The organism is Pontimicrobium sp. MEBiC01747, from assembly GCF_053601635.1.
Genome location: NZ_JBSHNS010000010.1, coordinates 1 through 2,817, shown reverse-complemented (window position 1 = coordinate 2,817; position 2,817 = coordinate 1). Strand labels below are relative to the sequence as shown.

At 33.2% G+C, this 2,817-nt stretch carries 1 protein-coding gene; it reads right to left on the bottom strand.

What is annotated here, in order from left to right; translation table 11 throughout:
• Positions 1-2,817: SusC/RagA family TonB-linked outer membrane protein (locus ACVC2P_RS00080; RefSeq protein ID WP_452596454.1), on the bottom strand; the 2,817-nt coding region annotated here is incomplete at both ends.

The following is a 2,817-nucleotide window of genomic DNA, read 5'->3' as shown; positions in this document are numbered from 1 at the left end:
TTGGTGACCATGCATTAAAATATGCATCTTGTCTTGTGTTTGTAGGACCGTTATCTGCATATCCTTCTCTTAATAAGTTACCATTAGCAATCTCGTTTCCATAAACACCATTAAAGAAAGCAGATAATTTAAAATCTTTGTATTCCACACTAGTCCCAAAACCATAATTGAAATCTGGGTTAGGGTCTCCAATAATTGTTAAGTCGTTATTGTTGATTATACCATCTCCATTTTGATCTACTAAATATACATCTCCTAATTGTGCTGGTGAACCATTAAAACTAGGTGCGTTAGCAACATCATCGGCGTTAGATACAATACCATTAGTAGCATAACCATAAAATAATCCTGGTGCTTGCCCTTCTATAAAAATATTAGCGGGTACTTTAAAGTAATTTCCTCCTGATATTTGGTTTCCTAAATAAGCACTGTATGTCTCATTTCCAAATTGTGCTGGATCAAATGGTATGTTACTTATTTCATTTCTATTGAAGGCTATATTACCATAAACATTCCATTTAAAGTTTTCTTTGCTAATAACATCTGCGCTAAGTGCAATTTCTACACCTTTGTTTATTAAATCTCCTTGATTTACTTGAGCTACTGAAAACCCAACAGAACCTGGTAAATCTCTTCTTAATAATAAATCTGAGATTTCTTTATAATAAACATCTACCGATCCTACAATTCTATCATTAAACAAGCCATAGTCTAAACCAACATTGTATTGACTTGTCGTTTCCCATTTTAAACTAGGATTTTTTAAGTTTGCTGGACTTATTGTAGCAACTTGTCCATTAGAACCATCTGAGTATGGAGACTCTGAAATTGGAAATCTAGAAAGTGTTTGATAGGCGTTTATAGCTTGATTACCTGTTAATCCCCAACCTAAACGTAATTTTGCTTCTGAAATAGTCTCAGAGTTTCGTAAAAATTTCTCTTTATTAATTTTCCAAGCAAAAGCAAAAGCAGGAAAATATGCCCACCTATTACCTTTAACAAATTTAGAACTTCCATCTGCTCTAAATGTAGCTGTAAACAAATACCTATTTGCTAAAGTATAATTTAAACGTCCTAAATACGACAATAATGATTCTGGCTCCGTATGGTAAAATACAGGTTGTTGATTTTGACCACTAGTAATACCATTAGCGCCTAAATCTTGTAAAGGAAAATCTGTTGCAGAGGCGGTTGTAAATTCTGATTTTTTAGCATCAATAATAAAACCAACTGTTCCATCTATTTTATGTTTTCTATTAAACTTGTGTTTAAACATTAAGGTATTATCTACATTATATCTAAATCTATTAAATTTACTCAATCCTGCTTCTCCGTTAGATAATCTCCCTCTTCTTAAAGCCGTTCCAAACCATACTTGACGTTTTTTTATTCTATAATCTGTACCTATAGCTAATCTATAAGTAAATGTTTTATTCATTTTATAATCTAACTTTAATGCTCCAAGTAACCTTGTTTCGTTAGAAAGGTCTTCAAAATCATTAATCCAAGCTTTAGGCCCATCTAAACCTATATCAAACACATCTGTTTCTCCATCAAAATTTTGAATATCTCCAGAAATTGGAACGCCTAAAACTATTTGACGAACTAAACTATTATTTGTTCCTCCTAAGTTAGAGGTTCCTTTAGATGCTGAATTCTCTGTAAAAGCCACAGCAAATTTTGTTGATAGCTTTAGCTTACTTGTTAAGTTATTAGTTAAATTGGCTGTAAAATCTGTTGTTTTAGCTGAAGCGTTTGGTATTACTCCTTCGTTTTTAATAAAACCGGCTGCAAAATAATATTTCATTTTACTACCTCCACCTGAAGCAGATAGCCTATGGTTTTGTATTATAGATTCTCTGTAAGTATCATCACCCCAATCTATGCCTTCTAAACGCGTAATGGTTGCTGCGTTATCAATCATAAATTGTTCATCTGTATCAAAATTTGCAACACTTCCATCTGGATATGTATAATACGTAGGGTTAACTCCTTGACTGACTCTAACATCATTTTGATAATTTACATAATCTTTAAACCCTAACATATCGATATCTCTAACGACTTGACCAATGGTTGTTGTCGTACTGAAATTAAATTTAGTATCTCCCAATTCACCATTTTTTGTTGTAATGATAATTACACCATTGGCTCCTCGAGATCCATAAATAGCTGTAGCTGAAGCATCTTTTAACACTTCGATGCTTTGAATATCTCTAGGATTTAGACCTGTAATACCATTTTGAGGTGCACTGTAACTGTTTCCAGCGCCTCCTAATGGGTCTAATGTATCTTCGTTTGCGGAGTCAACAATAATACCATCTATAACATAAAGCGGCTCTGTATTACCTGTTAAACTATTTAAACCTCTAATTTTTATTGTAGATGATGAGCCTGGAGCTGTATTTTGCTGTATTAATACACCTGCTGCTTGCCCTTGCAAAAGGCTTTCTATATTTTGAGATTGGTTGACTAAATCTTCTTTAGGTTTAACGGTTGTTACCGAACCTGTAAGATCTCCTTTATCCACTTGACCATATCCTATTATTACAACTTCATCAAGTTTTTCTTGCGACTCCTCTAAAACAATGTCAAGTTTTTTTTGGTTTGTAATTTCAATCTCTTTAGCTATATAACCTACATAACTTATAACTAAAGTTGCAGGTGTTTTATCCATTTCGATGGTAAATTGCCCATCAAAATCTGTGACTTCGCCTTTATCTGTACCTTTTACTATAATAGATGTTCCCGGAAGCGGAAACCCAGTATTGTCTTTTATTGTTCCTGTGATTATTTGTTGTGCAATTATAAATGTTG